The sequence below is a fragment of the Gleimia hominis genome (genome assembly GCF_002871945.2).
GTDB lineage: Bacteria > Actinomycetota > Actinomycetes > Actinomycetales > Actinomycetaceae > Gleimia > Gleimia hominis_A.
In genome coordinates this window covers 574,162-599,949 of record NZ_CP126963.1, presented here as the reverse complement: position 1 = coordinate 599,949, position 25,788 = coordinate 574,162, and the positions used below count along the sequence as shown (strand labels likewise).

Sequence of the window (25,788 nt, the reverse complement as noted above, 5' to 3'; positions counted from 1 at the left end):
GGCAATCGGACGGCAGCGACTAAAGTGGGGTGAGTGCTGAACGTTATTTTTTTCGAACCCCGAATTCCAGGTAACTCGGGTGCGGCTATCCGACTTTCCGCCTGCACGGGTTCCATGCTTTATCTAGTTGACCCATTATTCGACATGGATGACACAAAGTTAAAGCGAGCCGGGTTGGATTATCACGATCTGGCACACGTTAAGACGTGCCAGACACTGGACGAAGCTTTAGAGCACATTGACGGTAACGTATACGCTTTCACAGGGCATACGAGCACGCATTACACGGACGTGCAGTACCACGATGGGGATGCGTTACTGTTTGGCCCCGAACCCACTGGATTACCCCAGTGGGTTATGGAGGATCCGCGGATTACGCGCCTAGTGCGAATCCAAATGCATCCAAAAGCGCGTTCTTTGAACCTAGCTAACTCCGCTTCTATTGGCCTTTATGAGGCGTGGCGGCAAATCGGGTTCCCCGGTGGCGTGTAGATACGCACCACCCCTCGGGGATACGCGCCGCCCCTCAAAGGTACGGGGCGCAGACTTCGAGCATACGTGCCGCGATTCTCGAAGGCATGTGCATCTTCGGCACCTGGCGTTAAACGCAACGGGTCACAGACTTTGCCAAAGTGGGTTTAACTGTCTAGGCGTTCCGCGATTTCGACTATTCGCCGCGGATTAGACCACCACAACCAGAGCAGTCCAATAGCGGGCACTATGAGCGGTGCAAAATAGTAGTTCGCACCGAAACTGGTCCACATCCCTAACTGCCGTTGCGCTTGCGGGATCCCCAGTTCCATGAGGGACGTCATCAGCACCCCTACTAGTTCGAACCCGACGGCGCTCCATCCTAGGATCCGCATTCGTTTACCGTTGTGCGTAAGCGCTGCGGCTGCAGCAACGTACCCCACTGCTACCGCGATTCCTACTAGACGGGGTCCCAGTGGTACCGAGGGGTTACGCATTAAAAACAAGAAGGCGTCGTAAAGTGACCACGCGGCCATGAGCCAGAAAATGACGATAACGATCCGCCCCAGGCCGTGCGAGGCTCCGCGCGTGTCCTTCACGTATTGCGGGTCGTTATCCAGATTTCTCGACATCCCCACCCCTAACTTCTAATCCACCAAAGGGTTCGCCACTTTCCTTTATCCTAACCTCCGCATAGAACGCGTGCCGCCCCCCTGTTCATGTGGTTACCATGTTCATATGGTCAAGATTAATTTTTCTACTGGTAATCCGTTAGAGATCAGCGCGGATCTGCTCGTCGCGTACGTTGGATCCGAGTTAGAGATTTCTTTAAAGTCTGAGGACGTGGCTCAGGCTCTGGTTGATTTAGATGCGAAAACCGCGGCGTGTTCCCGCACTCTCTTACCGTCGTTAGATTCACATTCACGCCATATCGCGATGGTTGGCACTACCCCTGCGCAGTCCCTGTCTGTTCGCGGATACGACCGCGATTCTGCGATTGAGGTAGTGGGCACCGGAGCGCACCGGCATTACAGCGCGGTCGGGGTGCGCGACACGGGCGCCAAACACGTGGTCCTAGCCGGTGATTACGAGAACCAAGAGGACGTTGTTCAAGCTGGTATCGGCGCGATCGTAGGTGCCTACGAGTACACGAAGTACCGCCAGTCCACTCGGGCGGCTTTGGAAGAAATTACCATTATTGTGCCTGAGGACATTGACCAGCAGTCCGTGCAGAACCGGATCACCACGCTGGCCGAAGCGATGACGACCGTGATGGACCTCGTTAACTGCGCGCCGAACGACCTGTACCCGCAGTCCTTCGTGAAAGAGGTGGAGCGCCTCATTGAAGGAACGGAAATCGATATGGAAGTGTGGGATGAGCACCGGCTTGCGCAAGAAAATTGCGGTGCTATTCTCGCGGTCGGCATGGGGTCGGTGCGCCCACCCCGCCTCGTGAAACTCACCTACAACCCGGGGGCAACCCACCAGGTGAGTTTCGTTGGGAAAGGTATCACGTTCGACTCCGGCGGCCTGTCCCTCAAGCCTTCTAGTTCAATGGAAACTATGAAATCTGACATGACCGGGGCGGCTACCGTGCTGGCCACAACGATTGCGCTTGCCAAACTCGGCGCCCCAATCGGAGTGACCACGTACCTCTCGCTTGCAGAAAACATGCCGGGTGGCGGCGCGCAACGCCCCTCCGACGTGCTCATTGCTCGGAACGGGATGAGTGTTGAAACGACCAACACGGATGCGGAAGGGCGACTAGTTATGGCCGACGCGCTGGCGCTCGCGGCGGAAACTGGAACGGAAGCGATTGTGGACGTCGCTACTTTAACCGGTGCGCAGATGGTGGGTCTGGGGGAACGGACCGCGGGCGTGATGGGCAGTGACAGTGTGCGCGACGCGATCGTGACGAGCGCTAACCAGGTGGGTGAACCCATGTGGCCCGCTCCGCTGCCAAGTTATTTAAAGGATTCGTTGAAGTCGAATGTGGCGGACATGAAGAACTCTGGAACGCGGTGGGGCGGCATGCTCGTTGCGGGCATCTTTTTGCAAGAGTTCGTTGCCGAAAAACCGTGGGGACACGTGGACATAGCGGGGCCTTCGTACAACGAAAACAGCCCGTGGGGGGCTAACAATAAGGGCGCTACCGGCATGGGATTACTGACGCTCGTGAGCTGGGTAGAAAGCCGCATTAAATAGCTGTTTACTAACGTTTAGTAGATAGTAGCTTCAATGGGTGGGAGGTGTCTGCCGAGCCGGCACCTCCCACTTGGCGTATCGGCGCGTCACCGGCACTTCGGAAAATGCCGTGCTGTTAAGGCGCATTCGATTGTAAACAGTGGGACAATAGACCTACATGGTTTGTGTAACCAACACGATGGCAAGGAGAGTAGCACGTGAGTGAAGAACTATACGACATGGTCATTCTGGGCGCCGGTTCGGGTGGCTATGCGGCCGCCCTGCGTGGCGCACAGCTGGGCATGAAAGTAGCTTTAGTTGAAGGTGACAAGCTAGGCGGAACGTGCCTACACCGCGGTTGTATTCCGACGAAGGCGTATTTGCACGCCGCCGAGGTAGCGGAAACGGTTAACCAGTCGGAAGTGTTTGGGATTAACTCTGAGTTTCAGGGTATTGACATGGAACGCGTGGGCAAGTACCGCGACGAAGTGGTCGGTAAGCTCTACAAGGGCCTGCAAGGGCTGGTTAAGTCCCGCAAGATTGACCTAGTGACCGGATGGGGGCGCCTCACTGCGCAAGACACCGTCACGGTAGACGGAAAAGAGTACAAGGGGAAGAACATTGTGCTTGCGTCCGGGTCGTACTCGAAGACGATCCCCGGTTTAGATATTGAAGGTCGCGTTATCACTTCGGAGCAGGCGCTGCAGATGGACTGGGTGCCGAACAAGGTCGTGGTGCTTGGCGGTGGCGTGATCGGTGTGGAGTTCGCTTCCGTTTGGGCTTCTTTTGGTGCGGACGTGACGATCATTGAGGGGTTGCCTCACCTGGTTCCAAATGAGGACGAGGCGATCTCTAAGAATTTGGAACGCGCATTCCGTAAACGCAAGATTACTTTTAAAACTAAGACGATGTTCAAGTCCGTTGAGCAAGACGACAACGGCGTGGTTGTGACCACTGAGGATGGGAAGACTTACGACGGGGACGTCTTGCTCGTCGCGATTGGACGCGGGCCGGCGACCATGAACCTTGGGTACGAGGAAGTTGGGATCCCGATGGATCGTGGTTTCGTCCTTACTAATGAGCGTCTGCACACTGGGGTGGGCAATATTTACGCGGTTGGGGACATTGTTCCCGGCTTGCAACTTGCCCACCGCGGGTTCGCGCAAGGCGTGTTTGTGGCTGAAGAAATCGCTGGGAAGAACCCGCAGCAGATTGATGAACGCGGTATTCCCCGCGTGACCTTTACAGAACCCGAGATTGCATCTGTGGGGCTAACTGAGAAGCAGGCGCAGGAGCAGTACGGTAAGGACAAGGTCCATTCCACAGAGTTCAACTTGGCGGGTAACGGTAAGTCACAGATCTTGAACACAACCGGTTTCGTGAAGCTGGTTGCCGTTGAGGACGGCCCTATCGTTGGCTTCCACGCGATCGGTGCCCGCATGGGCGAGCAGGTTGGTGAAGGCCAGTTGATGGTCAACTGGGAAGCGTACCCGGAGGATGTCGCTTCTTTGATCCATGCCCACCCGACACAGAACGAGTCCGTTGGTGAAGCGGCGTTGGCGTTGGCCGGCAAGCCGTTGCACTCACACAACTAGAACACCCGCTGAAGGAAATAAGAGGAGTTTAAAATGGCGCAAGCGCTAACAATGCCAGCCTTAGGCGAGTCGGTTACTGAAGGTACCGTCTCCGCTTGGCTGAAATCTGTCGGTGACACCGTAGAGGTTGACGAACCCATCGTCGAAGTAGCCACGGATAAGGTTGATTCTGAAGTTCCCTCCCCCGTCGCGGGTGTTATCACGAAGATTCTCGTTGAGGAGGATGAAACTGTCGAGGTTGGAACCGAGCTCTGCCTGATTGGGGACGCGGATGAAGTGTCCGATGACTCGTCGGATTCCGGTGAGCAGGCACAGCCTGCGCAGGAAGAAGAGCAGGCTCCTGCTGCGGATTCTGATTCGGAAGGCTCCGCTGATTCCTCAACGTCCTCGGACGCAAGCGGTTCTAACCAGAGCGGGGCGGGTGGTGACTTAGGTGAGACCACTGAAATCAAGATGCCGGCCCTGGGTGAGTCCGTTACGGAAGGTACGGTTTCCGCGTGGTTGAAGTCCGTTGGGGACGCGGTGGAAGAAGACGAGGCTCTGCTGGAGGTGGCGACGGATAAAGTGGATTCCGAAGTGCCCTCCCCCGCTTCCGGATACCTTGCGAGCATTGAGGTTGAGGAAGATGAGACCGTGGATGTGGGCACGGTAGTGGCCATTATTTCGGCTAACAAACCCGGTGAGGGAGGCTCGAGCGCGCCGAAGGAAGAGGCAAAACCTGAGCCCAAGCCCGAACCGAAACCGGAGCCCAAGCCCAAGCCCGAACCGAAACCGGAGCCCAAGCCCGAGCCCAAACCGGCTCCGAAGGCACCGTCGAAGCCAGCGCCCGCTGCTCCAGCGGCACCGAAGGCACCTGCGGCCCCCGCGAAACCGAAGGAAGATACCCCTGCGAAACCGCAGGCACCGAAGGCGTCTAAGGCAACGGGTTCGTATGTGACTCCACTGGTGCGTAAGCTCGCGCGGGAGCAAAACGTGGACCTGTCAACGGTTGAGGGCACGGGGATTGGCGGTCGGATTCGCCGTGAGGACGTGCTGAAAGCTGCGCAGGCTGCTAAGGCGGATCAGAAGACTCCAGCACAGGCTCCGAGCGCGCCGGCTGCGGCGAAGAAGTCTTCGTTCAAGATTGAGGAAGACACCACTTTGCGTGGTAAGACTGAGAAGATGACGCGGTTGCGGCAAACCATTGCCCGCCGCATGCACGAGTCTTTGCAGAACTCCGCGCAGCTCACAACTGTGGTGGAAGTGGATGTTACCCGGGTGGCGAACCTGCGGGCTCGGGCGAAGAAGAGTTTCATGGAGCGCGAGGGTACGAAACTCACGTTCTTGCCGTTCTTCGTTAAGGCTGCAACGGAAGCTCTGAAAGCGCACCCGAAGCTCAACGCGTCCATCAACGGTAAAGAGGTTACGTACTACGATTACGAGAACATTGGGATCGCAGTTGACACGCCGCGTGGCCTGCTGGTGCCGGTGATTAAGAACGCTGGGGATTTGACGATTTCGGGGATCGCGAAGTCGATCAACGACCTGGCGGCCCGCACGCGTGATTCGAAGATCGGTCCGGATGAGCTATCTGGCTCCACGTTCACGATTACGAACACGGGCTCCGGCGGCGCTCTGTTCGATACACCGGTGCTCAACGCACCTGAGGTGGGCATCCTCGGGGTGGGCACAATCGTTAAACGCCCCGTCGTTGTGAAAGACGTGGAGGGGAACGAAACGATTGGGATCCGGTCAATGGTGTACCTGGCACTGTCGTACGACCACCAGTTGGTGGATGGTGCGGATGCAGCCCGCTACCTCATGACCGTGAAGAAACGCCTTGAAGAAGGTGACTTCGAAGCAGAAGTTGGGCTGTAAGCCATAACTATCTTCGGCCTGTAGGCCACAGCTAACTGCGATAGACAGTTTGGGGCTCCAGAGGTATCTGGGGCCCCAAACTTATGCTTTTCTTGCCCTCTCACTTGTGACCTCTGTCTTTCTTGCCTTCTCGCTTGTGACCTCTGTCTTTCTTGCCCTCTCATTTGCGATCGATTTTGTTGATCCGCCACGGGTCGGGTTTCAGTGTGAACACTAGGTCCTGGGTAGATGGTTCGTTATCCACGCATTTTTCTTTTACACACTGCGAACTGAACTGCGTAACTTTCGCCTTAACCCGCGGGTTTGCCTCACAGGACACCGATTCAATATCGTAAGCGAACTCAACACGTTTTAAGCTCACGCCGTTTTGTTTCAACTGGGTAATCAGTTTTTGATCTGCACTGAGCGCATCCACCCCCTCGGTGTAAACAGAAGATAAACGCGCCGCATCCGCCTTCGTAAACGCCTGTGTGCGAGCCGTAGACAATTCCCTAAGAATCTGCTCGGCCGCGGGAACACTCATGCACGCACGTTTCGAATCGGCTTTTCCTCTGCACTCACCACTCGGTTCATTTGCTGGTCCAGAAGTAGCTGGCGGTGCAGAAGTAGCCGGCGATCCAGAAGTAGACGGAGGTGCAGAAGTAGCTGGCGATGCAGAAGGATCCGACTGATCGGACTGTGAACGCTTCGGTACCGTTTTTTGCGCAGGCGCAGCCGCCACCGACGTCTGCTCCTCAGGTGAAAAGAACGCGGGAATCCCAACTATTCCAACCGCAATCAAACCCGCCAGCAACCCGACTGGAATCAAAACCATCCCGAGTCGCTTGCGCGCACGCGTCCGAGCTGGACGCAAGTGCCGCCCTGGTGCTGTCCGCATCACCGTGTGTTCGCGGGCGAGTTCATTTCGAAGTTGCGTGGCAACGCACGTGTCGGAACCATCGGTGTCCGCCACCCCCACCCCCGCGGGAGTCGATTCTAGTTCGAACGCCTCTTTCAGCGCACTCGCTTCTGGCCTAGCAGCCGGGTCAGTGTCTAAGCACTGCTGCACGACATCGTGAGTTATCCCCATTTCTTCAGCGAGCTTACCGAAACTCCACACGTCACTGCACCGCAGCTCATCCACCGTCAGTTCACTCTCGCTCAGCCGCTCCGGGGCAGCGTATCCAGGGGTGTAACCACCGGTCTCAAGCGTGTCAATCACCACCGCGCGATCAGACACAATCACGTTGTTAGAAGATAAATCCCCGTGCGCCAAACCCGCCTCATGCAAAACCGCCAACGCCGCAGCAACATCAGCACACACCCGACGCGCCAACATGGGTGGTAATGCCCCCGCAGTTTCTAACCGGCTTGCAAGCAAAGTGCCAGGAACCTCATCGAAAGTAACCGCTAATCGCTGTCCATCGGCAATCAAATCTCGCGGCACCAAAAGAGACGAGCAACGCAGCGCCGTTAGCTGCTCAAGCCGCTGGTGGTGCTCGGACGGAAGTGGAAGAGCTAAGAACTTAATCAGACACGCCCCGTGCGCATCCCGCCCCCGCCACAGTAGCCCGGACTGCGTCATCACGTATGGCTCGTCAACCTGAAAAGTACGCTTCATAGTTAAAGACAATCACGTATAAGACCACTGCGGAACCCCCTGTGGAAAACTTCGCCAGTGCGCACCTGGATTGGGATTGGTGTAAAGGAGTAAACTTATACCGCTTACTTCGGTAAGCTCCCTACCTGCACGACCAGCGTGCTTGCGCGGTTTGCCCAGGAGGCGCCAACATGCACCCCAGGTTTGTCCCGGGTGGGGCCCAAGTTTCGCATGGGAACAAGATGCAAAGTTCACCTTTCCGCGCCTTAACACACTATCGGCTCCTACCCGCACTGGCGGGCTGGCCCTTTTTAATATTCGCCTTCGGAGCCCGCGCCGCGTACGCAATGATTCCGCTCGGCACCCTCACCGCCGTCACCGTGTCCACGGGCTCCGTAGCCCAAGGTGGGTTCGCCACCGGCGTTGTCGCCATCGCAACCGCGATTGCCGTACCACTCATCGGCCGGTGGGCCGACACCAGTGGGCACCGCGCTCCACTGTTGATCCTCACTCCGTTGAATGCCCTCGCGCTTGCCGGGCTTTTTATCTGCACCACGTACCCGGCACCCACCGCAGCACTGTATCTGGCGTGCACCGCGGTTGGTTGCACCTCCTTACCCATTGGGGCGCTCGCGCGCTCCCAGTGGGTATCGCGCGTCCAAACACCGCAGCAGATGGCCGCTGCGCTCTCTTATGAATCCATGGCCGACGAACTCGTTTTCGTACTCGGCCCCGCCCTGGTAGGAATCGCTGCATCCACCGCGAACGCGACCATCCCCCTACTGCTTGCGACAATCTTGGTGGCCACATTCGGAATGGCATTCGCCCTCCGCACACCCCGACGCCCCGATCCCACCGCCGCGCCGGGCTCCCCTGAGGCGGAAACGCTCGGCGCGGCAAACAACAACGGTATTGAGCAAGGTCCCGGGCCTGCAGAGACTCTTGCTGTCGCACCGAGCCCGAGCATCGGATCTATAGTCACGCTCGTTTTCCCGTGCATCATAGTGGCGGTAACAATCGGATTCTTCTTCGGCGCGACCCAAGCCGGCCTGACCATGCGGATGCAACTTCTGGGCGAACCTACTACTGCCGGTCTCATCTACGCTCTCATGGGAGTCGGATCCGCCGTAATGGCCATCCTGAGCGTCCTCATTCCTGAACACATCAGCCTCGCCCAACGCCTCATGATAGGCGGATGCGGACTGTTCCTCTTCATGTCTGCCACCGCCCTGTCCACCCATCTGGCACTCACCTGCTTCCTGCTCCTAGTGTGCGGCCTGTTTATCGGACCGACTCTGGTTACGAATTTTTCAATCGTTGAGGTCCTCGCGCCCACCCAAGCCATGGCTGTAGCAATGACGCTGATGCAGTCCGCACTCACCGTCGGTACCTCCTCCGGGTCCGCGGTAGGTGGATACGTGGCGCAAACCTGGGGCGATGTGCCTGCACTAATCACCACGAGCATTATGACCTTAGTGATAACTGGCGTGGGAATCGCCCTCAAGGTAGGGAAATCGAAGAAAAACAGGTAGGCTTAACACATCATGGCTGAGAAAGATACTGCAAACACGTCGGCACCGAAGAAGCGCCGCTGGTACCACAATGTGATGGACGCTTACCGCGTCACAAAACGTTCCTTCCCAATGGTCCCCTGGTTCATGCTCGGGGGCGCGATACTGGGCGCAGCCCTGGTTATCCTCTTGGGAATTTGGGGCAAGATGAACATTGTCATCATGATCATCATGGCGATCATGATGGCACTGCTGATTCCCATGGTTATCCTCTCTCTACTAGTTAAAAAAGCCATGTACCGGCAAATAGATGGCACGCTCGGCGCGGTCTACGGGGTGCTGTCACAGATTCGCCGCGGCTGGACAATCGAGAAAGAACCGATCGCAGCCAACCGGCATCAAGACCTGTTGTGGCGCATCATTGGACGCCCCGGAATCGTCCTCATCACGGAAGGTCCAACCGGACGTGCGAGTGAGCTTTCTAACCGGGAGGAACGCAACCTCAAACGCATCATGCGCAACGTCCCCATTCACGTGATCCACGTGGGGAACAACAAGGGGCAAGTCAAGCTTGAGGACCTAGAGAAAACCCTGCGTAAGCTCCCGCGTAAACTGCGCAGCAACGAAGTGCCGATTGTGACTAACCGGATCAGTGCGATAGCGGCAAACAAAGGTAACGCGCTTCCGCATGGGATTGATCCAACAAAAGCACGGATTTCCCGGCGTGCACTGCGCGGAAACTGATCCGAACTCAATGTTTATTCTCTCCATCGGGACGCACTCACAGTGCGTCCCATTTTTATTGTCACCGCGGGCGCTGTAGTCGTGAGATATGGCACGCGCGCCGGCGCCAGGTTGCATAACTATTCACAGGTATGGATAATCGGTTTATACGTAGTTCTTAGGAGAAGTTGTGAAGAAGTTACCCGCCTTAGTATGCGCGATCACCCTCGCCGGCTCGTTAGCGCTCGCCGGCTGTTCAGACCCCGATGACAACGCGGACAAAACCACGAACGGTGCCCCCTCAGCGTCCGAATCAACAGACACCAAAACATTCGATTTCTCAAAACTAAAACCGCAAGACAACATCACCGCCATGGTCCCTCAAGCGGTTAAAGACCAAGGAATCTTACGCAACGGCGCCTCAACTGACTACGCGCCCGCAGAGTTTCGCGACACCGACGGCAAAACCCCAATGGGCTACGACATCGACATCGTCAAAGCCCTGGCGTTAGTGATGGGACTCAAAGACGGGCAAACCTCACACGCAGAATTCCCCGCTATCATCCCTGCACTCGGCTCCAAGTTCGACGTGGGTGCCTCCGCATTCACCATCACGCCCGACCGTATTAAAGAAGCCAACATGATCGCGTACGTAGAAGTCGGATCCGCGTACTCCGTTAAAAAAGGCAACCCCGGACACTTTGACCCCAAAGACCCGTGTGGAAAAACCATCGGCGTACAAACCGGTACCTACCAGCACGACTACGCGCGGGAACTATCCGATAAATGCGTCTCGGATGGGAAAGAAGCAATCAAAGTGATGCCCCACAAACTCAACACGGACGTGGTCACGAAAGTTGCGGGCGGCCAGTACGACGCTGGTTTTTGCGATTCCACAGTAACCGGTTACGCGATTGAACAGACAAAAGACCAGCTCGAACAAGTTGGGGACGTTCTCGAATCGGAACCACAAGGCATAGTGGTCAGTAAGAACGATGAGGAACTCACCAAGGCCGTACAAGCCGCGATGCAGTACCTCATGGACGAAGGGTATCTGAAGGAAATCCTTGGTACCTACGGCGCGCAGTCCGCAGCCCTAAGTGAAGCGCAACTGAACCCTGGGAAGTAACACCAATGTCAAACAAAATAGACTTTATCCACCCAAAGCCAGTTCCCCGGCCGAGCCGCTACATTTCAGCTGCCGTGGTGGCGGTCCTAGCTGCAATGGGGATAAACGCGCTGATCACTAACCGCACGTTTAACTGGCCGGTGGTGTGGGAATGGTTTTTCTCTCGCACCGTTATGGTTGGCGTTGCATTCACTCTGATTCTGACGGTCCTTGCCATGGCGTTCGGCACCGCATTAGCGATCACCATGGCGATCATGCGCCAATCCCCAAACCCGATTCTGCGGGGCGTGTCTTGGTTCTACATCTGGTTTTTCCGCGGCACCCCCATTTACACGCAGCTGATTTTCTGGTCTCTCGTTCCCGTGCTTTACCCCACGCTCTCACTTGGCATTCCGTTCGGCCCCGAGTTCGTGACGTTTAGTACCTCAAAATACTTCACCACGTTCTGGATGGCGGTAGTGGGGCTGTCCCTGAACGAGGGGGCGTACCTGTCGGAAATTATCCGTTCGGGTTTGAATGCGGTTGACTCCGGCCAGTCGGAGGCCGCGACCGCTCTGGGGATGAGCCGCTCCCAGGTGATGCGGCGCATTATCCTCCCGCAAGCGATGCGCGTCATCATTCCCCCCATTGGGAACGAAACTATTTCAATGCTCAAAACCACTTCGTTGGCCTCTGCGATTCCGTTCATTTTAGAACTCACATTCGCTACTAACGACAAGGGGCAGCAGTACTTCCAACCCGTGCCGTTCCTCATGGTCGCGGCCATCTGGTACCTGCTGATAACCTCCGTGCTGATGATTGGGCAAATGTACCTCGAACGCTACTTCGGACGCGGCTTCGACAACGGTGGTTCAGCTAAAAAGAAACATCGCAAGAACCGCAAGAGCATAGTCCTCAGTGCGAATACAACTAAAAATGACCCGTTCTTGGATGTGACCCCATGACCTCAAATAACGCGAAAATTGAAATCAAGAATATTCATAAGTTTTTCGACGACCTGCACGTGCTCAAAGATGTGTCACTGAACGTGCACGACGGTGAAGTGTGTGTACTCCTTGGCCCGTCCGGGTCGGGTAAGTCCACGCTTCTTAGGTGCGTGAACGGTTTAGAGCAGATCTCCGCGGGCCGTATCTACCTAGATGGCGACCTGCTGGGAATGCGGGAAGAAACGCGCGCGGATGGTTCCTCGCAACTGTACGCGCTTAAAGATAAAGAGGTATCCGCTCAACGTGCGCGCATGGGCATGGTATTCCAGCGTTTCAACCTCTTCCCCCACATGACGGCCGCGGAGAACGTGATGGAAGCCCCAATTCAGGTGCGGGGTGTGAAGAAGCCTGAGGCACAAAAACGCGCGTTAGAACTGTTGGATCGCGTTGGGTTGGCGGATCGGGCCGAACACTACCCGTCCCAACTTTCCGGCGGACAACAGCAGCGCGTTGCAATCGCCCGGGCGCTCGCGATGGACCCGGAGATCATGCTGTTTGACGAACCCACGTCCGCGCTGGACCCGGAGCTGGTGGGGGAAGTGCTGGGGGTCATGAAGGACCTGGCGCAAGGGGGGATGACGATGATTGTGGTTACCCACGAAATTGGGTTCGCTCGCGAAGTCGCCGACCAGATCGTATTCATGGATGAGGGGCGCATCGTTGAACGCGGAGCCCCGGAACAGATCCTGGCTCACCCCGAGCAGGAACGCACCGCTCAGTTCCTGTCCACTGTACTGTGAACCCTTCGCAGGGCGCGGGGGCTCCCGGGCGGGTTCTTGCTCTCGCCGCTACAACGGGCATTACACGCCCGAGCAGGTATCGCCAGCGTCCGGGCGCGGACTAGTCGCGCAGGCGCGAGGCCGTTGGTGTGGTGGAAAGTTGGGAGCGGTCGTAATCATCAATCTTGCGGTCACTCCACGTGAGGCCCCGCCAACTACGCGGGCCTGTCCAGGAATCCCCCACGTGCTCAAGCACGGTGGTGGACGCGTTATTCATCGGGTGCGTTGCAACCAGGGGCAGGTCAATCTGCTCCGTTAAATACGCACTAATTACGCGCGATACCGCGCCATGGGACACTATTACGATGGCGCGCTTGCCACTGGTGTAATCCGAATCTAACCGGTGGGTTTCGCAGGCGCTTTCAATAACCGGCAAATACTGGTCAAGCACTTGCTGCCCACCGTACCCACCGGGCATGCGGGTATCCCATTTGCCAGCGACCCACGCGTGGACAACCTGCAGGTACGTTTGAATATCTTCTGGTTTCGTAGACATCTCCATGCTGCCCGCAGTCACCTCCCGCACCCCCGGGTTGATACGCACCGGCAGGTCATACTGGGTGGCGAGAGGGCGGGCAGTCTGCTGCGTGCGCAACAAGTTGGAAGCGATTATACAACCAGGCAAAACAGCGGTGCGGACCTCAAACTCTTCGGCTAAACGCTGCGCTTGTGCCCTTCCCGCCTCGTCTAACGGCGCTCCCGGAGCAGCGGTATCCAAAGCCCGCGTTCGATTAGAAGCGGTTTGCCCGTGCCGAACCAGAACTAACTTCATAACCACACTTTCCCTATTTGGTGAAATACCGGGTGAACACCGCCCGCGCCCTGCGGGCCGCTGCTAAATAGTCGTTCGCCAGCAGCTCGTAATCGTCTAAATCGTATCCCATTAGCTGGGCAATCATCCGCTGCTCCGCCTGGCCGGGGAAAAGTCGGTCCAGATTGCGCGTCTTCCCACTCGCCAGCACGTTTGCCGCTCGCAGCCGGCTGCCAAACACCCACGCGTCGCGCAGCACCTGAACCTCATCGGCAGGTAGAAGTTCTTGCACCTCAATCGCTTCGAGCGCCGCCAGGGTACCCGTAGTTCGCAACTGCGGATACTGCCGCGCATAGTTCAACTGGAACCACTGCACCAACCACTCCACATCACTGAGCCCACCCGGCCCCAACTTCAAATGGTGAACCGCGCCCCGGGGAATCCGCTCGTTCTCCATCCTCGCTTTCAGCAAACGCACGGTGCGCAAATCATTGGGCTGCAGCTCAGCCTCATAGCGGGGGCGCTGCAAAGCCAGCGTCATCTGTGCCGCCAGCTCACTATCGCCAATCGGCCGCGCCCGCAAAAGCGCCTGCCGCTCCCACGCGCGCGCATGCTCGCGCCAATACTGCGCGTACTGTTCAACGGTTCGGCTCAGCGTCCCATCGCGCCCCTCAGGCCGCAAATCTAAATCCAACTGCACGCTCGGAGTGCGGCCCACGCGCCCCAACAAGTCAATGGTTCTACGCACAATCTGCGTCGCTAACTCCTGCCCCCGCTGCGGCGGTAAAGAAGTTTCGTGCACAAAAATTACGTCCGCATCCGACCCATACGAAGCCTCCTGCCCACCGTAGCGTCCCATCGCCACGGCGCACACGCGGATATCCGCATCAACCTCCTGCTGCGCACGCAACAGCGCGGCCTCAATCACCACGTCCGTCGCCACCGTCAAAATGGTGCGTGCCCGGCCAACGTCAATACGCGTGGAGACGTCAGCGATGGCACTGCGAGTGAACTCCCGGCCCCGGATGTAGCGCACCCGCTCCAGAGCATCCTCCGTGTCCGCGTTGCGTTCCATCACTGCAAAACATTCGCGTGCCAACGCGGCGGAGTCAACGGGTTCTAACCCATTGCCATCCAACCACTGCACTGCCTGCGGATGTTCCATCAGCATCTCCACCGCGTATGTGGACGTGGGGAGGATGCGTGCAAGCCGTTGCGCCGCATGCGCGGAGTCGCGCAGTAACGCCAGGTACCAGTGCGACCCCCCGATGGTGTCCGAGAGGCGGCGGAAGTTCAAAATCCCGCGATCAGGTTCCGCTCCCCCACTGATCCACGCGAGCATCGCGGGCAGCAGGTGGCGTTGAATGGTGGCGCGCCGGCTGGGGCCCGCTATGAGGGACTGCACGTGCCGCATCACTCCTTTCGGGTCGCGGTACCCCAGGGCTTGCAGACGCTGGGCTGCTCCCTCGGTGCTCAGCAGCACGCTTTGCTCATCTAGCTGCGCGATGGTCTGCACGATCGGGCGGTAGAACAACCGTTGATGCAGGTCCCGCACCTGTGCGCGGACCGCATTCCACTGCTCGTCTAAGACTTCTTTGCCCGCACTGTTACCCGGCCAGATCCACCGGGCCAGCACGTGCGCGGTCTTCTTTTGGGCCGGTAACTGGTGCGTGCGCCGGAACGCTTGCAGTTGCGCACCGTGCTCGAACACCCTCAGGGTGCGGTAGCAAGTGGAGAACACTTGCGCATCTGACCGCGCAACGTAACCCAGTTGCGCGAGCCTAGCAAGACCACCCAACGTGGAACGCACCCGCAAACGCGGGTCAGACCGGCCGTGTACTAGCTGCAGCAGTTGCACACTGAACTCCACGTCCCGCAATCCGCCGGGCGAAAGCTTGATTTCTGTCCCCTTGCGCTTTGCCGGCACCGAATGTTCAACCCGCGTTCGCATCTGCCGCACCCCAGTTACGAAACCGGTGGTCGCCGCAATATTCCACACAAACGCCGACACGAGTTGCAAGAACCGTTTACCTAGCTGCCGGTTCCCCGCCCCGATCCGGGCTTTCATCAGGGCTTGGAACTCCCACTGTTTCGCCCACTTGCGGTAGTACTGCTCGTAGCTTGCAAGCGTGCGCGCCAGTGGGCCGTCCCGACCTTCGGGACGCAGCCCGGCGTCTAAGGTCCACAATGCTGGTTCGGCGCCCGGCGCTGAGCAGCACGTGCGCACATGTCCAATCAGCTGACGGCACAAGTCGTGTTCGTGCGCTTCGCCGCCCCGGGAATTGTTTTCACTCGTGGTTCCGCCAGGCAAAGGGTTTCTAGCGGTGTCGGGCGCCGGCTCGTACACGTAAAGGACGTCCACGTCGGAAATATAGTTGAGCTCTTGCCCACCGGTTTTCCCCATCGCCATTATTGTGAACGCCCAGCGCGCACACTCGGGCACCCGCGTTTTGGCGTATTCCAACGCCAGCTCCAAAGTAGCGTCCACCAGGTCGCAGATCGTAGCGCTCGTGGTGGCGACCTGTTCGAACCGGTCTGGTGCCTGGGAGTCTTCCAGCACAATCCGAATCATGGCCTGCCAGTAAGCGCGCCTAATTAGCGTCTGCCCGCTCGCCGCAGGGTCTTTTTTTCGTTCCCCTTCAATCCGTTTTCGCATCCACCGCAGCATCTTTTCAGCAGGTTCTGTATCGTCCACCCAGGTGAGTGCCTGGCCCTCCGGCGCGGGTACCTGGCTCTCGTGCGAACCCGCCCCCGCCCCGTCCTCCAGGCCTGGAACCACGCGCGGATGCGGCAGCGGGGGAATCTCTCCGATGCGCATGCACGCGGGATGGGCGACGATGTAGTTCGCGAGTGCGTGGGAGGCACCCAGTACAGTTAGGAGCGCATCTCGGTCTTGGGCATCAGCCAGCACACTGCGCAGCGCTTGTGGGTCCGTGTCGAAGAGGCGTTGGCACGCCAGCAGCGCTGCATCTGGGTCCGCCACGTTAAACCAACGCAGGATTTGCTGTGGCGACGGGCCCTCCAGGCCGCGGGCGAGTTCGCGAGCTTGCCGCCAGGCGCGGTCTGGATCCATGAAACCTATGGTGAGCGCGAGAGTTGTGGGTGAGTGCTTCGATTCCATGGGTCACAGAGGCCGGATTGCCTTCCGTAGCTCCCACGGTGTCACCTGGGCCCGGTAGGCGTTCCATTCCGAAACCTTGTCACGCAGCACGTAGTCGAACGCTTCCTCCCCCAGCGTGGTGGCAACCAATTCAGAGCGCGCCATCGCGTCAATCGCGTCTTTCAGTGAATGCGGTAGGTCTTCGATGCCCAGTACCGCACGTTCACTGTCGGAGAGTTGCCACACGTCGTCTTGGGCTTCTTCCATGAGGTCGTAGCGTCCCTGCACGCCCGCTAACCCAGCGGCAATTAGGACCGCGAAGGCTAAGTAGGGGTTCGCAGCGGAGTCGATTGCCCGGTATTCCACGCGCGCGTCTTGACCTTTACCGGGTTTGTACAGGGGGATGCGCACGAGTGCGGACCGGTTGTTGTGACCCCAGCAGATGTAGCAGGGTGCTTCCCCACCACCCCACAGGCGTTTGTAGGAGTTCACGTGTTGGTTCACCACGGCGGATATTTCGCGGGCGTGGCGTAGCAGCCCGGCGATGAAGGCGCGGGCGGTGCGGGACATGCGGTGTTGCCCGGCGGGGTCGTAGAACGCGTTACTGCCCCCTTCGAGTAGGGAGATGTGGGTATGCATTCCCGACCCGGGGTAGTCGATGAAGGGTTTTGGCATGAACGTGGCCATCTGGTTCTCGCTCAGCGCGATTTCTTGGACCACCGTGTGGAGGGATTGGATGTTGTCCGCGGCGGTGAGCGCGTCCGCGGCCCTCAGGTCGATTTCGTTTTGCCCGGGCCCGGCTTCGTGATGGGAGAATTCAACTGAGATTCCCATGTCTTCGAGCGCTTGTACGGCCCTGCGGCGGAAGTCGTTTGATCCGCCGCGGGCGACGTAGTCGAAGTATCCTGCGTTGTCGACCGGTTCGATAGCGAGGGGGTCGCTGGTCTGCTTCAGCATGTAAAACTCCACTTCGGTGTGAATTTGCACGCTGAATCCGATTTCTTCGGCGCGTCGCAGGGTGCGTTCCAGTACGCCGCGCGGGTCAGAGAGCGCCGGTTTCCCTTCGGGAGTGAGCAGGTCGCAGAACATGCGCGCCACTTTCTCCCCCTGGTTAGGCAGGAGAGCGAACGTGGTTGGGTCTGGGCGCAGGAGCATGTCGGATTCGTACACGCGGGTGAGGCCTTGCACTGCGGACCCGTCGAATCCCAAACCTTCACTGAACGCAGCTTCTAGTTCGCCCGGGTCGATTGCCACGGCTTTGAGCTGGCCGGATACGTCCGTGAACCACAGGCGGATAAACCGGATGTTTGATTCAACTACGGTTCGCATTACTTCTTGCGCTGCTGGGTGCACACCCGTTCCTCTCGTTTTGCCTTGGGTTCTTTTGTTGCTTGAGGCCTTGGGTGGCTCAAACGTTACGGCCCAGATCTTATTCGGCGCGCCCCCACCAGCGACCGTTGTCTTCACCGACGCGCAGCGGTAAGCCGAAGGCGTCAGAGACCTGCTCGTCGGTCAGTACCTTGTGGAGCGGCCCCTGACCGATGATGGATCCGTTTTTCATGAGGGCTGCGTGGGTGAAGCCTTTCGGGATCTGCTCCAGGTGGTGAGTGATGAGCACGAGCGCTGGTGAACGGGGGTCTTTCGCGATCTCTTCGAGCGCTAGCATCAGCAGTTCCCGCGCTCCCAGGTCTAGCCCGGCCACGGGTTCGTCGAGGATCAGGATCTGCGGGTCCGCCATCAGGGCCCGGCAGATTTGTGTTCGTTGCTGTTCCCCAGCGGAGAGGGTGCTGAACTTGCGGTCCGCTAGGGCCTCAATACCAAACAAGTGCATGAGGTCGTGTGCGCGGGAAACGTCTTGCTGTTCATATTCTTCGCGTCCGCGCCCAGTTTTACCGTAGATGGAACTTAGAACGAGGTCTTCAACTGTGGCTTCGGGGCGGATCAAGGAGCGTTCCGCGGAGGATGACAGGCCGACGTAAGTACGTAGTTCCCGCACGTCCACTTCCCCAAGTTTGTACCCCAGGATTTTCGCTTCCACGTTACTGTCTTTGGAGTAGGAGGGGAAAACTCGGCCGGTGAGCAGGTTTATTAACGTCGTTTTTCCCGCTCCATTGGGGCCGAGGATCACCCAGTTTTCTCTCGGACCAATCGTCCAGTCGATGTTCGATAGGATCGGTTTTCCGCCGCGGCGAACATCCACGTGCTTGAGTGTCACAACTGTTTCCATGCCTTAACCTTACCGCGCACCGCGAGCGCCGGGGCGGCGCCGTTCCCACTTGCTTGAAGTACCGCTTGTTCAGCCCGGTCTTGGTTTTTGCAGTGGCGTGCTCAGAGTCTGTTCGCGTGCGTCTATCGCGCGTTCAGCACTTGTTCGTACACTTCCACGGTGCGTTTACCGATTGTTTCCCACGAGAAGTGTGCTTGGGCGCGTTCACGACCCGCTTTGCCCATTCGTGCCGCTAAGTCTGGGTCTTCTAGCAGGGCGGTTAGACGCTGAGCCATGTCGTGCTGGAATTTTTGTGGGTCGAGTGGTTTGCCGGTCCCGTCTTGTTTTTGTTCTATTGGCACGAGGTACCCGGTTTCGCCGTCTACGATCACATCGGGGATCCCTCCGGTAGCGGTTCCCACCACCGGTAGGTCAACGGCCATGGCTTCGAGGTTCACGATCCCTAATGGTTCGTACACGGATGGGGTGACGAACACGGTTCCGGCACTGAGCACGGCCACTAGTTGTTCGCGCGGCAGCATATCGGTGATTAGGTGCACCGAGTTCAGTTCTTCGCGCAGTTCGTCCACTAGGCCGCGGACTTCTTCCATGATCTGTTTCGTATCGGGAGCTCCGGCACAAAGCACCACTTGTGTTTCTTTGGGTACTTCACGCAGGGCGCGCAGCAGGTGGGGCAGTCCTTTTTGTCGCGTCACGCGCCCCACGAATACTACGGTTGGCCGGTTTTCGTCGATTCCTAATCGTTTGAGGGTCTGGCGCGCTGCTTGCTTTTCCTCGTCGGTTTGTGGCTTGTTCCACCGGCTAAGGTCAATCCCGTTGTGCACCACGTGGACGCGGTCTGGGGCGATCTTGGGGTAGCAGCGCAAGATGTCTTCGCGCATCCCGTTGGACACGGCGATGACTCCGTCGGCTGCTTCAAAAGCGGTGCGTTCGGCCCAGGAAGAGAGGTTGTATCCCCCACCTAACTGCTCGCGTTTCCACGGGCGAAGGGGTTCTAGCGAGTGGGCGGACACCACGTGGGGAACTTCGTGAAGTAGGTGGGCCCAGTGTCCCCCCATGTTTGCGTACCAGGTGTGCGAGTGCACCAGGTCTGTGCCTTCCACGCCCTGAGCCATTTGCAGGTCAACCCCCATGGTGCGCAGCGCGGGATTTGCCTCATCTAGGCCGGGTAAGTAGTCGTAGCCAACCACCGCGGGTGCGTCGGTGCCGCGGGGTCCGTCGAACGCGTGGACTCGCACGTCGATTAGGTCACTGAGCACGTGCGCCAGCTCTTCAACGTGCACACCCGCACCACCGTAAACATGCGGGGGGTATTCACGGGTCAGCAGATCTACTCGCATCGGTCTTACCTCATCTTTAATTGCTTTTTTACCATTCCTATAAACAGTATAAGACCATTCGTTCGCCTAAGTTATGTTCCTCACACTATGATGGAAGCATGGCTAAACCTAATGTGCTCGCAATTGTCCTCGCGGGTGGCGAGGGGAAGCGGCTTATGCCCCTCACCACCGATCGCGCCAAACCAGCTGTTCCGTTCGGTGGCCACTACCGACTGATTGACTTTGCCCTGTCAAATATTGTCAACTCTGGCTACCTTCAAGTGGTGGTGTTAACTCAGTACAAGTCCCATTCTTTGGACCGCCACATCACCACCACGTGGCGCATGTCGAACCTGCTGGGTAACTACGTGACTCCTGTCCCTGCGCAGCAGCGCCGGGGCCCGCACTGGTACTTGGGTTCCGCGGACGCAATCTACCAGTCGCTGAACATTGTGGACGATGAGAAGCCTGATTACATCGTCATCGTGGGGGCCGACAATATTTACCGCATGGATTTCTCACAGATGATGGATCACCACATTGAATCTGGCTTGCCCTGCACCGTGGCTGGGATTCGCCAGCCCATCGAACTGTCCCCATCCTTTGGGGTGATCGAAGCGAAAGACGGTCGGATCCAACGGTTCGTAGAAAAACCAGAAACGACCGAGGGCCTCCCCGATGACCCGAACTCGTTCCTCGCCTCCATGGGGAACTACATTTTCACGACCGACGCGCTCGTCAAAGCGCTGCGGGCAGACGCGTCTGATGAAACGTCTGAGCACGACATGGGGGGCGATATTGTTCCCTACTTCGTGGATCACGGAGGCTGCGGGGTGTACGACTTCATTGACAACGACGTTCCCGGTTCAACGGAACGCGACCGGGACTACTGGCGGGATGTTGGAACACTGGACGCGTACTATGAGGCAAACATGGACCTGATTTCCGTCCACCCCATCTTTAACCTTTACAACCACCGGTGGCCCACCCACACGCAGATTCCCGGCCACCTGCCGCCCGCTAAGTTCGTGTACGCGCAAGAACACGAGCGGATGGGACACGCGGTTGACTCGTTTGTGTCGCCTGGCGTGATTGTTTCTGGTGGAAGAATCCAAGGTTCAATCATCTCACCGGGCGTTTACGTGCACTCCTGGGCGCAGATCAAAGATTCCGTGGTGATGGACAACTGTCGGATTGGTCGCAACGCCGTGGTGTCAAAGGCGATTTTGGACAAGAACGTGGTCGTGATGGAAGACGCGCAAGTTGGTGTCGATGTGGAACACGATCGGGCGCGGGGCCTGACTGTCACAGAATCTGGAATCACGGTCGTACCAAAAGGTTACGTGGTGAACCCGTAGGCCGCTCTTGCAGTCAAAATTGATCTTCGACCAGGATGGTCTTTCTACCTAGGAATCACCGTCCTGGCCCAGATGAGCGTTCCTAGCCAAGATAGGCCCAGCCAGCCCCGATGAGTTTGCAACGCGAAATAATTCACAAGGCTAGATACAACAGATGAGGGTTACGCACGAGCTGTGCGTAACCCTCAAAGTTTAATTTCATCGACGGCACTACCAATTACTCCAGGGCCGGTTTCCCGGCTCGCCTAAACTGTGGTCACTCGCCGCGTTTGCGCCGCTCCCACCGATCTTCTTGCCTCTGCATGAATGAACGTTTGGAACCGCTCTTCCCCCTGAGGTGGTCCGAGGCGCCGGCACAGTTGGTTTTGTTGGAACCGTTATAAACAGTATGCCTGTGAGCATGAGGGCGAATCCCGCTACCCCAAGCAGTACTGTCAACCACAGTATGCCAATCGTTAAACCAATGATTGGTAACGCCAGGCCTACCAGCAGTAGCGCTACCCCACCGCCGACGCGGCGAGGCGAATAGGTCCGCCCAGTCCGATTCGTGCGTTGCCGCGACATTGTTGATGCCAGACGTGGGTCATCGCGACGCAACTCACGTTCCATCTGTTCGAGGATTGCGCGTTCCTGTTCTGACAACGCCACTGTTCTCACCCCCGGGTATTTCCCCTCTAGAAAAATGCGTTCCGTATAACGCACTGTAACCTTATCCTATCGACTTGTGCGACCGTACTGAAAACAAAAGTTAAGCGAACTCTATTTCTGCCCGCCGCCTCACTCCCGGCCTTCTTCCTCATGGGCCTCGCCCAGTAAAGACGCGGGCTGCAGGGCAGCTTCCCCAAAACGCTGCGCAATCGCATCCATTGCCCGCTCGGCCTCAAGCGTGCGCTCATCGTAGTCGAATGTTTGCGCCACCCCCATGGCTCGGTCCTGTAGGTTCTCCACCCGCAGCCCCAACAGTCGCGCCCCACCTTTGGGCACGCCGTAATTCACCAGGAGGCGCTCGGCAGCGTGCGTGATTTCACGCGCCGAATCCGTTGGCGCATGCAACGTAACTGACCGGGTAGCGGTTTTAAAATCTGCGGACCGGACTTTAATACTCACCGTCCACCCCACGAGGTTCACTGCCCGCAACCGCCGAGCACACTCGTGGCTTTGGCGCAGCAGCATTCTCAGCAGCGCATCCAAGTCGGTGACATTAGTGCTAAACGTCGTTTCCGTTCCAATGGACTTCTCTCGCGCCCGCTGCGTGACCGCCCGCGGGTCCACTCCCCATGCTAAGTCGTGCAACCGGCGCGCGTGCGCGACCCCCAGTAACCGATCCAGTTTACTCAGCGGGTAGTGCGCTAAATCCGAAACCGTGTCCACCCCCGCGGTTTTCAACCGCTCCCCCGTGCTCGAGCCAACGCCCCACAGGGCCCCCACGGGCAGGGCATGCAAAAATGGTACCACCGCGGCTGCGGGGATCAGCAGCAGACCATCGGGTTTAGCGTGCGAAGACGCGATTTTAGCAACCGACTTCACGGGGGCGATCCCAACCGAAGCCACGAGCCCCACTTCCTCGCGGATTCGCTGGCGAATCAGGGTACCTATCTGCGTTGGGGAACCGAGCCGACGCGTAGCCCCTCGAACATCTAAAAATGCTTCATCTATACTGATGCGTTCCACCTGCGGGGTGATCTGGTCTAAAATCGCCATGACCCGGCGGGAAAACTGTGAATAAACCCCGCGCGTTGACTGCACCACGGACGCATCCGGCGCCAACCGAAGCGCCCGCGCCATCGGCATACCCGCGTAAACCCCACGCGCCCGCACATCGTAGGTAGCAGACGTCACCACGCCCCGCGCGGACTTCCCACCCACAATCAAAGGTTTGCCTTTCAACTGTGGGTTGCGCAGAACCTCAACGGAAGCGAAAAACGAATCCATATCCACGTGCAAAATATGGCACTGCGAATCATCCCGACCCCAATTGCGCCGCACCCAAGCAGCCCGCGGAGCTTTCGACATCTTCCACCTCCCGTCTGAGCCCCCAACACTTTTCCTACCATCCGCACCCCAACACAGCCTCATTTGGATTTAGCCTGCGGGGCACGTAGCGTCTTAATCATGGCTCGACCTACACGCAACCACCAGCCACTCAAAGACGGCCTGCGCGTATCCATCGGCACTTCCACGTTAGAACTGCGGGTGGACAACCAGCTGGCAACCGTCTTTATTGATGGCGCTGAATCCTCTTGTATTAACCTATCGGATCCAACCGCCCTCGAGTTCGAATACATGCAGCAAATGACCGCCGCCATGAGCGTGCTTTTCCCCTTCGGCCCGGTCCGAGCCCTACATTTAGGTGCCGCAGCCTGCTGCCTCCCGCTTGCCTGGCACCATTTACGCCCCGGTTCACAGCAAGTGGCCGTGGAAATAAACGCCGACCTTGCGCGCGTGGTGCGGAACCTGTTCGACCTGCCCCGCAGCCCCCACTTGAAAATCCGGGTTGCGGATGCGCGTGAGGCTCTAAACCAGTATGCGCCAGGTCGTTTCGACGTGATTGTGCGCGACGTATTCACCGACGCGCACACGCCCCAGAACCTGCGCTCAAAACAATTTTTTGAAACCGCGCAACGAGTCTTGTCCCCCACCGGGGTGCTGCTGGTGAACGCCGCCCACGGTAAAGGAGTGGACGCGCGCACAGACGTGGCCGGCGCACTCGCAACCTTCGAACACGTGGCGATCTGTGCGGAAAGCAAAGTCCTCTCCGGCGGTCGGCGCGGCAACGTGTGCATTATCGCACTCAACGAACCCCCAGCAGACTACTTTCAGCTATTACAACGTGAACTACGCAAGCTTGCGTTCACTCCCCGGTTCCTCGAAACTTCTAAAGCGCGACGTTGGGTTGGGACCAGCCAACCAGTTACTGACATTAGATAGGCAAGCAAACACCGACATTGAATAGTTAAGCGCTTCCCACTGTTGGATGGTCAAGCGGTTCCCACTGTTGGATGGTCAAGCGGTTCCCACTATTTGACAGGTACGCCGTTTCCGGCCATCAGTAGGTACAGCTGCTCTACTCGTCCGCGTCCTCTTGCGGTGAATGCTCCGTCTTCCCAGGTGCCCGGTGGCGCGGACGCGGCTGTGTAGACGCCTGCGACTCCGGTGAACGCTCCACCGAAATCCCCTCACTGCGGGCCAAAAACGCCTCAATCGTCTGCGCTAACGCATCCGCATCCATCCGCTCAGCCTTACGCCCCTCACCCGGAACATAAGGCAACTGAGGTTTAGCCGCAGGATCGGGCTGCACAGTTTCGTCAAACTGCTCCTCCAGCATATGGATAAAACCCGTTACTTCCTCATTTTCATCAATCAAATGAGCCAACTGAGCCCCCACAAACTGGTTCCCCGCCTCAATATTGCCCGTCGGAAGAGACAAACCCAACTTCTCCCCCATGCGGTCAAGTAGCGCGAGCGAAGCCTGCGGATAATCCATCCGCGCCACGTAGTACGGAACCGCCGCCAAAAAATTGAGCGACTGCGTCCCCTGCTCACGCAGCACGTGCTGCAAAAACGTGTTCACAGACGAACTCACCTGAATCTGCCCTTCCATCGAAGGCTGATCGGCCACCAACGACGGGTCCGTGGACTGCAAATGTACAACGGTAGGCCGAGTATGCGGCACGCCCGCCGGCATCCCCATCAAAGACACCGCCAACTCGACCCCAGCCTCATGCGCAAAATCTGCAACGGCAGCGCCAAACCGCTGCCACTTCATATCCGGCTCCGGGCCATGCAGCACAAGAATCGGCGTGCCCTGATCGTCCTGCACTAAATCAACCGCTATCTCCGGCACTTCCATGTCTAACAACGACCAGTTTTCAAGCGTCGCCGAAGGACGGTGAGAACGGTAATCAATCAAAAGATCCGTGTCGAACTCCGCAACCCGCTGCGACGGCAGTGAAGCAAGCAGCTGGTCCACAGCCATCCCCCCAGCGTTCCCCGCGTCCGTGGCTCCACTCAGGTGGACGAGCATAACGGGAGCTTGAAAACTCGTATTACGACGGACTTCTATGAGGTCCTTAGGATTCATGCTCCTCCTTCTTTCCACGGCAAATTAGACTATATCCAAAGCCTAGCAACATTGGCAGGAGCGGCGCGCAGACCACGCTTTGGGTGAACAGTTCTGCCCCCGTAGGAAAGCAAACGCGAAAGAAGGCATAATAGATAG

General features: G+C 58.0%; 21 protein-coding genes. 11 read left to right on the top strand and 10 right to left on the bottom strand.

Annotated elements, in window-relative coordinates; translation table 11 throughout:
* Positions 1–33 precede the first annotated feature (33 nt).
* Entirely contained in the window at positions 34–492 is a 459-nt protein-coding gene (locus tag CJ187_RS02710; RefSeq protein ID WP_102215861.1) for a tRNA (cytidine(34)-2'-O)-methyltransferase, read from the top strand.
* Between the two features lie 146 nt (positions 493–638).
* Here the strand turns inward: CJ187_RS02710 and CJ187_RS02705 are convergent, their stop codons facing one another.
* Positions 639–1,103 carry a hypothetical protein gene (locus tag CJ187_RS02705; protein WP_102215862.1) on the bottom strand — a complete coding sequence of 155 codons (465 nt, stop codon included), beginning with the start codon at positions 1,101–1,103 and terminating at the stop codon, positions 639–641.
* A gap of 106 nt (positions 1,104–1,209) precedes the next feature.
* Here CJ187_RS02705 and CJ187_RS02700 point away from each other — a divergent pair, with 106 nt between their 5' ends.
* The 3 genes from CJ187_RS02700 (at position 1,210) to sucB (ending at position 6,107) form a co-directional block, all read left to right on the top strand.
* Complete coding sequence (locus CJ187_RS02700; RefSeq protein WP_102215863.1) at positions 1,210–2,676, top strand: leucyl aminopeptidase; 1,467 nt, start codon at positions 1,210–1,212, stop codon at positions 2,674–2,676.
* Between the two features lie 197 nt (positions 2,677–2,873).
* On the top strand, positions 2,874–4,250 hold the full coding sequence (gene lpdA, locus CJ187_RS02695) for a dihydrolipoyl dehydrogenase (RefSeq protein ID WP_102215864.1): 1,377 nt from the start codon (positions 2,874–2,876) through the stop codon (positions 4,248–4,250).
* A gap of 33 nt (positions 4,251–4,283) precedes the next feature.
* Positions 4,284–6,107, top strand: coding sequence for a 2-oxoglutarate dehydrogenase, E2 component, dihydrolipoamide succinyltransferase (gene sucB, locus CJ187_RS02690; RefSeq protein ID WP_102215865.1), 1,824 nt, complete (start codon positions 4,284–4,286; stop codon positions 6,105–6,107).
* A gap of 160 nt (positions 6,108–6,267) precedes the next feature.
* Here the strand turns inward: sucB and CJ187_RS02685 are convergent, their stop codons facing one another.
* Positions 6,268–7,707 (bottom strand): protein kinase domain-containing protein, encoded by a 1,440-nt coding sequence (locus CJ187_RS02685; protein WP_102215866.1) that lies wholly within the window; start codon positions 7,705–7,707, stop codon positions 6,268–6,270.
* A 221-nt stretch (positions 7,708–7,928) separates the two neighbouring features.
* Between CJ187_RS02685 and CJ187_RS02680 the strand changes: the two genes are divergently transcribed.
* The 5 genes from CJ187_RS02680 to CJ187_RS02660 all read left to right on the top strand — a co-directional run bounded on the left by CJ187_RS02680 (position 7,929) and on the right by CJ187_RS02660 (position 12,775).
* Positions 7,929–9,218, top strand: coding sequence for an MFS transporter (locus CJ187_RS02680; protein ID WP_102216541.1), 1,290 nt, complete (start codon positions 7,929–7,931; stop codon positions 9,216–9,218).
* Between the two features lie 12 nt (positions 9,219–9,230).
* Positions 9,231–9,941: a DUF4191 domain-containing protein gene (locus CJ187_RS02675; protein ID WP_102215867.1), complete on the top strand. Its 711-nt coding sequence runs from the start codon at positions 9,231–9,233 to the stop codon at positions 9,939–9,941.
* A 169-nt stretch (positions 9,942–10,110) separates the two neighbouring features.
* On the top strand, positions 10,111–11,049 hold the full coding sequence (locus CJ187_RS02670) for an ABC transporter substrate-binding protein (protein WP_102215868.1): 939 nt from the start codon (positions 10,111–10,113) through the stop codon (positions 11,047–11,049).
* A 5-nt stretch (positions 11,050–11,054) separates the two neighbouring features.
* Positions 11,055–11,993: an amino acid ABC transporter permease gene (locus CJ187_RS02665; RefSeq protein WP_102215869.1), complete on the top strand. Its 939-nt coding sequence runs from the start codon at positions 11,055–11,057 to the stop codon at positions 11,991–11,993.
* The gene (locus CJ187_RS02660; RefSeq protein ID WP_102215870.1) at positions 11,990–12,775 is read left to right on the top strand and encodes an amino acid ABC transporter ATP-binding protein; all 786 of its coding nucleotides are present in this window, start codon (positions 11,990–11,992) and stop codon (positions 12,773–12,775) included. The genes CJ187_RS02665 and CJ187_RS02660 overlap by 4 nt, the downstream gene beginning before the upstream one ends.
* Positions 12,776–12,875: 100 nt before the next feature.
* Here CJ187_RS02660 and CJ187_RS02655 read toward each other — a convergent pair whose 3' ends face one another.
* The 5 genes from CJ187_RS02655 to glgA all read right to left on the bottom strand — a co-directional run bounded on the left by CJ187_RS02655 (position 12,876) and on the right by glgA (position 20,232).
* Positions 12,876–13,586: a histidine phosphatase family protein gene (locus CJ187_RS02655; protein WP_102215871.1), complete on the bottom strand. Its 711-nt coding sequence runs from the start codon at positions 13,584–13,586 to the stop codon at positions 12,876–12,878.
* Between the two features lie 13 nt (positions 13,587–13,599).
* Positions 13,600–16,686 (bottom strand): bifunctional [glutamine synthetase] adenylyltransferase/[glutamine synthetase]-adenylyl-L-tyrosine phosphorylase, encoded by a 3,087-nt coding sequence (locus CJ187_RS02650; RefSeq protein ID WP_102215872.1) that lies wholly within the window; start codon positions 16,684–16,686, stop codon positions 13,600–13,602.
* A gap of 3 nt (positions 16,687–16,689) precedes the next feature.
* Entirely contained in the window at positions 16,690–18,018 is a 1,329-nt protein-coding gene (locus tag CJ187_RS02645) for a glutamine synthetase family protein (protein ID WP_434737337.1), read from the bottom strand.
* A 76-nt stretch (positions 18,019–18,094) separates the two neighbouring features.
* Positions 18,095–18,892: an ABC transporter ATP-binding protein gene (locus CJ187_RS02640; protein ID WP_102215873.1), complete on the bottom strand. Its 798-nt coding sequence runs from the start codon at positions 18,890–18,892 to the stop codon at positions 18,095–18,097.
* Between the two features lie 122 nt (positions 18,893–19,014).
* Positions 19,015–20,232, bottom strand: a complete 1,218-nt coding sequence (gene glgA, locus CJ187_RS02635) for a glycogen synthase (protein ID WP_102215874.1) — start codon at positions 20,230–20,232, stop codon at positions 19,015–19,017.
* A 98-nt stretch (positions 20,233–20,330) separates the two neighbouring features.
* Between glgA and glgC the strand changes: the two genes are divergently transcribed.
* Positions 20,331–21,569 (top strand): glucose-1-phosphate adenylyltransferase, encoded by a 1,239-nt coding sequence (gene glgC, locus CJ187_RS02630; protein WP_102215875.1) that lies wholly within the window; start codon positions 20,331–20,333, stop codon positions 21,567–21,569.
* Between the two features lie 210 nt (positions 21,570–21,779).
* On the opposite strand, the gene CJ187_RS02625 is transcribed toward glgC, so the two are convergent.
* Both CJ187_RS02625 and dinB read right to left on the bottom strand, forming a co-directional pair.
* Positions 21,780–22,217 (bottom strand): DUF3040 domain-containing protein, encoded by a 438-nt coding sequence (locus CJ187_RS02625; protein ID WP_284667832.1) that lies wholly within the window; start codon positions 22,215–22,217, stop codon positions 21,780–21,782.
* 129 nt (positions 22,218–22,346) lie between these two features.
* Positions 22,347–23,582 (bottom strand): DNA polymerase IV, encoded by a 1,236-nt coding sequence (dinB, locus tag CJ187_RS02620; RefSeq protein ID WP_102215877.1) that lies wholly within the window; start codon positions 23,580–23,582, stop codon positions 22,347–22,349.
* Positions 23,583–23,681: 99 nt separating this feature from the next.
* Between dinB and CJ187_RS02615 the strand changes: the two genes are divergently transcribed.
* On the top strand, positions 23,682–24,497 hold the full coding sequence (locus tag CJ187_RS02615) for a spermidine synthase (RefSeq protein ID WP_102215878.1): 816 nt from the start codon (positions 23,682–23,684) through the stop codon (positions 24,495–24,497).
* A gap of 136 nt (positions 24,498–24,633) precedes the next feature.
* Here CJ187_RS02615 and CJ187_RS02610 read toward each other — a convergent pair whose 3' ends face one another.
* Entirely contained in the window at positions 24,634–25,650 is a 1,017-nt protein-coding gene (locus CJ187_RS02610; RefSeq protein ID WP_102215879.1) for a PAC2 family protein, read from the bottom strand.
* Between the last annotated feature and the right edge of the window lie 138 nt (positions 25,651–25,788).